The organism is Streptomyces sp. NPDC042002 (genome assembly GCF_055588305.1).
Map to the genome: position 1 here is coordinate 27819 of NZ_JBVJCT010000044.1, position 7649 is coordinate 35467.

At 71.2% G+C, this 7649-nt stretch carries 7 protein-coding genes; 5 read left to right on the top strand and 2 right to left on the bottom strand.

The window, feature by feature from the left end; genetic code table 11:
* Nucleotides 1–670 precede the first annotated feature (670 nt).
* Nucleotides 671–2344, top strand: coding sequence for a serine/threonine-protein kinase (locus tag ACZ6KY_RS36865; protein ID WP_469314623.1), 1674 nt, complete (start codon nucleotides 671–673; stop codon nucleotides 2342–2344).
* A gap of 376 nt (nucleotides 2345–2720) precedes the next feature.
* On the opposite strand, the gene ACZ6KY_RS36870 is transcribed toward ACZ6KY_RS36865, so the two are convergent.
* Complete coding sequence (locus tag ACZ6KY_RS36870; protein WP_469314624.1) at nucleotides 2721–3020, bottom strand: hypothetical protein; 300 nt, start codon at nucleotides 3018–3020, stop codon at nucleotides 2721–2723.
* Nucleotides 3021–3343: 323 nt separating this feature from the next.
* Here ACZ6KY_RS36870 and ACZ6KY_RS36875 point away from each other — a divergent pair, with 323 nt between their 5' ends.
* The gene (locus tag ACZ6KY_RS36875) at nucleotides 3344–3820 is read left to right on the top strand and encodes a hypothetical protein (RefSeq protein WP_469314625.1); all 477 of its coding nucleotides are present in this window, start codon (nucleotides 3344–3346) and stop codon (nucleotides 3818–3820) included.
* Nucleotides 3821–4056: 236 nt separating this feature from the next.
* Here ACZ6KY_RS36875 and ACZ6KY_RS36880 read toward each other — a convergent pair whose 3' ends face one another.
* Complete coding sequence (locus tag ACZ6KY_RS36880; RefSeq protein WP_469314654.1) at nucleotides 4057–4980, bottom strand: LysR family transcriptional regulator; 924 nt, start codon at nucleotides 4978–4980, stop codon at nucleotides 4057–4059.
* 132 nt (nucleotides 4981–5112) lie between these two features.
* Between ACZ6KY_RS36880 and ACZ6KY_RS36885 the strand changes: the two genes are divergently transcribed.
* The 3 genes from ACZ6KY_RS36885 (at nucleotide 5113) to ACZ6KY_RS36895 (ending at nucleotide 7524) form a co-directional block, all read left to right on the top strand.
* On the top strand, nucleotides 5113–5946 hold the full coding sequence (locus ACZ6KY_RS36885; RefSeq protein WP_469314626.1) for an inositol monophosphatase family protein: 834 nt from the start codon (nucleotides 5113–5115) through the stop codon (nucleotides 5944–5946).
* A 41-nt stretch (nucleotides 5947–5987) separates the two neighbouring features.
* On the top strand, nucleotides 5988–6584 hold the full coding sequence (locus ACZ6KY_RS36890; RefSeq protein WP_469314627.1) for an NADPH-dependent F420 reductase: 597 nt from the start codon (nucleotides 5988–5990) through the stop codon (nucleotides 6582–6584).
* 724 nt (nucleotides 6585–7308) lie between these two features.
* Entirely contained in the window at nucleotides 7309–7524 is a 216-nt protein-coding gene (locus tag ACZ6KY_RS36895; RefSeq protein WP_469314628.1) for a DUF6243 family protein, read from the top strand.
* The last annotated feature ends 125 nt before the right edge of the window (nucleotides 7525–7649 follow it).

Below are 7649 nucleotides of genomic sequence, written 5' to 3' on the forward strand. Positions count from 1 at the left end.
GTTCCGGGTTGTGGCGGTTGGTGGGGGGGGTGGTGACCGCGCATCCTTTTCTGTTTTTTCCCCCCCCCTGTGGGGGGGGTTTTTTTTTTTTGTTCCCCCCCCCCCCCCCCCCCCCCCCCCCCGCCTCGCTGGGAGGCGGCTGAGCAGCGCCGGCTGACTGAGTGGGGGCTGCCGAACAAACCCTCCCTTCGACCTGGTGTGGGCGACAACGCGGGAGGAAGAAGCCAACGCCTGCCCTTCATCCGCTGGCCCTCGCCGCGGCCCGAGCCCGGGGACGGTGTGTTCTGGAAGGCGCCTGAGATTGCCGCGTGGGCGGTGTTAGCGATTTGAGACGACGGTGGCTGCGCTCAGCGCGGCCGGGCAGGGCGATCACCGCCCCGTCCAATAGCCCCGTCGGAGCTGGTCGCCACGGGCGTTCCAGGAGAGCGCGGGCGGAGTGCGCGTATCGGCGCTTCGAATGGCTTCATGTCTGCCCTGGGGTGGGCGACTTGTGGTTCCGTCGGCGGAGGCGGCGAGGTCGGGCGGTGGCCTTGCCTCTGGGGCCATCACGACGAATTGGGTGTGGTTCGTCTGTCTGGCCGGCAGGTTCTTTTCCGAGCTGTTCGGCCCTGTGGCCTCGGGCAGGGGCCCAACCGACGGCAGCCGGGGAAGGGGATCATAGGCTTCGGGCATGGAGTGTCTGGAGGAGTCCGATCCGGTGTCGGTCGGGGGGTATCCGCTGTTCGCGCGGCTCGGTGCCGGGGGTATGGGCCAGGTGTACTTGGCGCGGACCCCGGCCGGACGGCCGCTCGCGCTGAAGACCGTGCGGCCGGAGTTCGGGCTCGACCCCGCTTTCGGGGAGCGCTTCGCCCGTGAGATCCGGCATGCCGACCGGGTGCGCTCGCCGTGGACGGTCACGGTGGTCGACTTCTCGCCGGAGGGCTCGCGCCCGCAGTGGCTCGCCACCGAGTACGTGGCCGCGCCGTCGCTGGCCGAATGGGTGACGGGGTACGGGCCGCTGCCGGTGGGCAGTCTGACCGCACTGGCCGCCGAGCTGTGCGAGGCTCTGCACGCGGTGCACCATGCGGGCCTGGCCCACCGGGACGTCAAACCGTCCAACGTACTGCTGGCGGGCACCCGGCCGCTGCTGATCGACTTCGGCATCGCCCGCGCCGCGGAGGACTCCCGGCACACCCGGACCGGCGGGATCATCGGCTCACCGGGCTACATGGCGCCCGAACAGGCCACCGCCGGCGTCTCGGCAGAGCCCGGCGACATCTTCGCCCTGGGCGCGGTACTGGTGTACGCGGCCACCGGTCGTGGTCCGTTCAGTCTGCCCGGCCAGGAGCCCTCCGCGCAGGCGCTGCTTTACCGCGTGGTCCACGAGGAACCTGATCTGGAGGGGGTGCCCGAGGCGCTGCTGCCGCTGGTACGGGCCTGTCTGGCGAAGCAGCCCGCAGACCGCCCGACGGCCCGGGCCGCCGCCGAGCTGCTGCCGGAACCGGATCGTCCGGCCGGGTCCTGGGCACTACGGCAGCCGCCGGCCCTCCCGGCGGAACTGGCGGCACGGAAGGCGGACACGCGCGCGGCGCTGGCCGACCCGGCCGCCACGCGTTCCCTGCCCCCTGTCGGCACTGCCACCGACGACGCCACTCCCCTGTCCGACCCGCCCAAAGACGCCACCGGCCTCGCACCGCGCCCGTCCCCTCACACCGTGACGCGGACCGCGCACGACCGCCCGGCCCACCGCGACGGACCGAACCCGATACCCACGCCGAGTCCGATTCCGGAGCCGGTGGCAGGCACGGGACGCCGGATCCCGCTGGTCGCCGTGGCGGGCACCCTGGCCGTTCTGGCGCTGGCCGGCCTGCTGGTGCGCGCCGTGCTCGACTCCGGCTCGGACCACACTGGCTCGACCGGTGGCAACGGCGCGCCGGCCACCCCGCCGGACAGCGGCCCGAGCCCTGATCCAAACGCGCTGCCGGCCTCCTGGGCGGGCACCTGGGTCGGCACCGGCCCGGGAAATCCGAACGGCAACTACTCGTTCGGACTGCACACCGACAGCTACAAGGTCACCCTCACACTGCACGCGGGGCGGCTCGGTCAGCTGGTCGGACAGCAGGTGAGCGACATCCATGACCAGGACGACGGCAAGAACGACGGCTGCACCGAGTCACTTGAGCTGAAGGCGGTGAACGCGGGCAGCGTGGACCTCGCCGCGAAGTCCACGCACACCACAGGCTCGGCCGGCACAGTGGTCTGCTCGTCCGGCAACTCCTACGAAATAAGCATGATCGACGGGACACTCCGACTCGCCCCCAACGCACTGGGACTCGGCGCACCGACGACCTTCACCCGCCAGTGACCCTCGACACCTGAGCATGAGAGCGCGCCGCTCTGCCCGCCGGCCGGTCCCAGCAGGCCTTGCAGGACTTGCAGGACTTGCAGGACTCCGCCATGGACGAGGAGCCGTTGGAGGCGTACGGGCTGGCCCTCGACGTCGCGCTTGACGCTTGCCGTGCGGCCGTAGCCGTACGGGCGCCCCGGCGTTCATGGACGGCCGGCGAGCGCCCATGAACGGTCAACGCCTTACCGAACCGGCGCGTGGTGCGCGTGGCGTGGATGTCGGCCCGGCTGACGGCATTGCGACCTGACGAACCGGCCCCGGCGCGCCTTCGAAAGGGCGCGCCGGGGCCGGTTCCGGTGTGAATCGCAGCCGCCCTTACGGGCGGCTGCCGGCGTCAGCGACGGGGTGAGTGGTGGCACTCCTGGTGGGCGGGGTGCCAGACGCGGATCCACTGGCCGGGGTGCCAGTGGTGGTGCCGGTCCCGGAACGCCGGGCGCCACTGCCGTGCCCAGTGGCCCGCCACCCTCTCGCAGTGGTGCGACCCCGCCGAGGGCCGGTGGTCCTGCGGCCCCGCCGACGGCCGGTGGTCCTGCGGGGCGGCCGACGCGGTACCAGCCGTACCGGCCACCGCGCCCGCGGCCAGGGCCACCGTCGCCGCCCCCAGGGCCGCGGCCCTCTTCAACCCGTTGATCATGTTCAGACCTTTCCGTACGAACCGGGGCTGACGCCCCGGCGCTGCCCGGACCATTCGGCCGGACACGTACTGATCCTCACCCCCGGTCATGACCAAATCGCCCTAGAAATCCGCTTCTTAAGAAATGCAAATTAATTTCTCATTCAGCGCAAATAGTCATATATACACGCCAATAGCGTGGCCCGTCACGCGTCGGCAGTCAGCCATCCGGGGTACAGCGGGCGGACACGGCCGCTGTACCGGTACGGGACGGCGACGGGACGCACTGGCTGGCGCACACGGAGATCCAGGCGCTGCTCTCGGCCGGGGTCCGCGCTTCCGGGGTGCCCGCCGACCAGGCCCTTGCCGCACTCGCAGGCGAAGCGGTGTCCGAAGCCGGGCCGGGCGGCGGTGAACCGCGGGTCGGCCAGGGGTTCTGGGAACACGAGCGGGAGATGCGCGAGGCGCACAAGGACCTCGCCGGGGCCGGGCTGGGGCAGCCGGCCGGACCGGTCCGGGCTCATGGGCCCGCTGTCCTGCAGGACTTCCACCACGCGCGCGGTGACGAACCCGGCTGGGTGCTGTGTCTGACGGCCGGCCAGCCGCCGGTGGCTGTCGCCGCGCCCGTGTGGCAGGCGGTCATCGACGCCGGCCGGCTCGCCCCGGGCCAGGAACCGCTCACGGCCGTGGGCTGTCCCGTACCGCCCGAAGGCGCGGCCGGGCCGTGGGTGATCGGGGCCGACGCGCGGAGCGTGGACCTCGGCGGCGGTACGTGGGGTGCGAGCCGCCTGACATGCGCGGAGCGTGGCGTCGGCGTGTAGCGGTGGGACCCGCTCCCCCGCTTCGGTCTCCACCCGAGCCGGTCGGCCGAGAACTGGACAGCCGGCCAGCCTGCGTGCCGTGGTGACCCTGCCCTGGGCCGGCGCGGGCGCGCTGGAGATCACCAAGCCTCGGCGCGTCCAGCTCGAACGGCAGCTTCCCTACGGCGTGCTGGCCGGCGCGGTGACCATCGGTTCAGGAAGGCGACCAGGTCCTGACGCTGTCCCTCGGCCAGAACTCAGTGCGTTGCCTGGTCCCGGCCTCTCCCCGGACCGGCCAGCGCGGTCCGCGCCAGGTCGCGTAGCCACACATGGGCGGGGTCGGTGTCGTAGCGCTGATGCCACGACAGGTACACCGGGGCCGGGGGCAGTTCGAACGGCAGCGGGAGTATGACCAGACCGAGATCCGCGGCCGCTGAGTGTGTGGTGGATTCGGGGGCTGTGACAAGGAGGTCCGACTCGCGCACGAACTCGAACCCGGCCCCTTCAGTGGGCGCGGTCGCCACCACACGACGGGTGAGGCCAAGCCGCGCCAGAGCCTCGTCGAGAGCGTTGTCGAACCTTCCGCGCCGCGAGATGGTGATGTGCTCGGCCTCGGCGTACCGCGCGGCGGTGACGGCTGCGGCATGGGCGAGCGGGTGCCCTCGCCGCATGACGATGACGTGGCGGGTTTCGGCCACCTGGTCAGCGCGGATCTCGGGCTGGGTCGGGCGGTTCGCGTTCGCTTCGAGGTCGACTTCGCCGCGCCGCAGTTCGGGGGTGTCGATGCTCGATTCCGCGATGAAACGCAGACGCACGCCTGGCGCCTGCCTGCGCACTTCCGAGAGGAGCGTGGGGCCGCCGAGGGCGACGAGGGAATCGTGCCAGCGGAGCGTGAAGGTGCGCTCTAGGGTCGCGAGATCGAGTTCACGGCTTGGTGCCAGCACGCTTTGGACCTGCTGGAGCAGGTCGTGGACCTGTTCCCGGACGGCGATCGCGTACGGCGTCGGGGTCATGGTGCGTCCGGTGCGCACCAGGATCTGATCCCCCGTCGTTCTCCGGATCCGGCCGAGGCTTCGGCTCATCGCCGGGGCGGTCACGTGCAGGCGCTCGGCCGCGCCAGTCACGCTTCCTTCCTCGAGGAGCGCGTCGAGCGCGGCGAGCAGGTTCAAATCCAATTGCATGCGAGTCACTCTAGCCGTGCTTTACATGCACTTGAGGTTAATGCTCGCTGCTCATACCTTCGAGGTGCGGGCGCAAAGATCGACGGTTTCGCGCCCTCGGCTTCATCCCCCTGCTGAGATGGGAGTACCACCATGCCCGAATCGATCCAGAGCACCGGAAGCGCCGCGGCCACCAGCTCCGTGTCCGACGCCGAACTGCTCGCGCAGACCGCGATCGCCGTAGGTGCGGCGGGCTCGGTGCTGCGGGAGCGGTTCAGCGGCGTGGTCCGCTACCGGACACGCGAAGAGCTGATGCGCGCGCTCGCCGCCAACGACGACGCGGCTCTCGATGTCCTGCGCCCACGCCTCGCGCTCCTGCGCCCGGAGGCCGGCTGGGTGGAGGAAGAGCTCGAGGGCGGGGCACTGCCGTCCGGCGAGTGGTGGGTCGTGGATCCGGCCGAAGGCAATATCAACCACCTGCACGGACTGCCGGAGTGGGCGGTGACCGCCACACTCGTGCGCGAGAACCGGCCGGTACTCACCGCGGTCCACCTGCCGTTGACCGGCGAGACCTACACCGCGCTCGCGGGCGGCGGCGCCTACCTCGACGGCCGGCCGCTGCGCGTTTCCGAGACCACGGACCTCGGACTGAGCCTCGTGGCCACGAGCCAGGCCAGGCCGGACGAAGGCGAAGCGATCGTGCGCCGCATCGGTTCCTCGATCACCGCGATGCTGCTCGACGCGCTCGTGGTACGGACGTCTGTGCCCGCGACCCTGCACCTGCTGAACGTGGCCGCCGGGCGGATCGACGCCTTCTGGCAGTTCGCCGGGGCCCGCGCGGACCTGCTGCCCGGCGCACTGCTCGTAGCCGAGGCCGGCGGACGCATCTCCGACGCCGAGGGCCGGCCCTGGACGCCGGAGAGCGAGAGCTTGCTGGCCGCCGCGCCCGGTGTGCACGCCGACGCCGTCGCCACGCTCTCGCGCTGACCACCTCCAAGAACCATAAGCGCTGGAAGGACCAGATCAGCATGACCATGATCGCCGTACTCGGAAACGGCCGTGTCGGCGGCAGCCTGTCCGCAGCCCTCACCCGGGCCGGGCATGAGGTGACCGTGGCGGACCGCTCGCCAGGCGCCGCCGCCGACGCTGCCCGGACAGGGCAGATCGTCATCAACGCCACGCCGGGCGCCGGCTCGCTGGAACGGCTCCTCGCTCTGCGCGAGGAGCTGGAGGGCAAGATCCTCGTAGACGTCTCCAACGCCACCGTCGACGGACCGGACGGACTGCCCGCCAACCTGCTCTACCCCGGCTCAAGCCTCGGGGAGCAACTCCAAACTGCGCTCCCCGGCACGCGCGTCGTCAAGACGCTCAACACCATGCTCTACACGGTGATGACAGCGCCTACCGCACTCGTCCAGTCGCCCACCGCCTTCCTCTCCGGTGAGGACCCGGGGGCCAAGCAGGCAGTCCGCGGGCTCCTCGAAGACCTCGGCTGGCACCGGGAGTGGATCACGGACCTCGGCGGGATCGAGACCGCGCAGGCCGTCGAGGCCGCAATCCTGTTCGTGCCTCACGTGATCCGGTCCAGCGGATTCGCGCCCTTCGCCATCTCGATCGCCCGCTGACTGGACGAAAAGCCGTGAGCCGCGACCAGGCATCTCTGTTCCCCGTGGATCTGCCCGCAGCGGTGCGCTCACTGAGCCACCGTTGCGGGCAGAACCAGCTCCACGCCAGCGGACGCGGCGGATGCTGTCGTTCCGGGCAGGCGGGCCCATGGGGCGCCCTGGCGCGGAATTGACGCACCAGCGGCCGAAGGGCGTAGCCGTCTCTGTGCCCCGCCCCAGTTGCCGTGCCAGCCGGGCGGCCGCTGGCCGGGAGCCGGCCGCGCTTTCTCTGACCTCGCACACCTCGGGCGACGCCGGCAGTACGGACCTCGATGTCTTCGCCCGACTGTGCGGTCGCTCACCCCGGCAGGCCGCGGAACTCCTCGACCTGCTCGTGGCGTCTCACGCCCCGACCATCTGTAGGCACGACCGGGAAACAGGCGAGGTCTTCTGATCGCTGCCGGGTCAGCCGAGGCCGACTGCTAAAAAAAGGGCGAACCAGTGCGCGACAGAACCGTCCTGAAGCAGATGAATCCCGGGCGCTCGCCGAAGGCCCGGCCGACGCCGGGGCGGCGAAAGGGTTGGTGTGCGGGGCCGGCGGAACCGGGTAACGTCTTTGGCATATTCTTCCAGACGCCGATTTACGAGTGAGAGCGGATGGGCCCCCGCTGACGTCCTTAGACGTCGCCGCCCGTCGCCCACCGATGAATCCGTAGATCACTTCACATCATTACCGGGAGTACCCGTGACCGTGAGCAAGAACATCAACAACCCCGTGGGCATGGGCGGCGGCCAGCGCAAGAAGCTGTCCCGCGCCGAACGGCAGAACAACGGTCCGCACCGCAACCTCGACCGCCAGGGTGCAGCCGACCAGAAGGCGGAGCTGGTGCGCAAGATGCGCGAGAAGGCAGGCGCAGCTGAGGGCGCCGGGCAGGCGGGCGGCGACACCGCACAGAGCTGACGCACCGCCGCCGCAGGGCGGCACCGCACGGGCAGGGGGGGGGGGGGGGAGGGGGGGGGGGGGGGGGGGGGGGGGGGGGGGGGGGGGGGGGGTGGGAGGGGGGGGGGGGGGGGGGAGGGTGGACG

Coding starts and splice junctions, on each gene's coding strand:
- ACZ6KY_RS36865 (WP_469314623.1), top strand. CDS start 671: ATGGAGTGTCTGGAGGAGTCCGATCCGGTGTCGGTCGGGGGGTATCCG.
- ACZ6KY_RS36870 (WP_469314624.1), bottom strand. CDS start 3,020: ATGATCAACGGGTTGAAGAGGGCCGCGGCCCTGGGGGCGGCGACGGTG.
- ACZ6KY_RS36880 (WP_469314654.1), bottom strand. CDS start 4,980: ATGCAATTGGATTTGAACCTGCTCGCCGCGCTCGACGCGCTCCTCGAG.
- ACZ6KY_RS36885 (WP_469314626.1), top strand. CDS start 5,113: ATGCCCGAATCGATCCAGAGCACCGGAAGCGCCGCGGCCACCAGCTCC.
- ACZ6KY_RS36890 (WP_469314627.1), top strand. CDS start 5,988: ATGACCATGATCGCCGTACTCGGAAACGGCCGTGTCGGCGGCAGCCTG.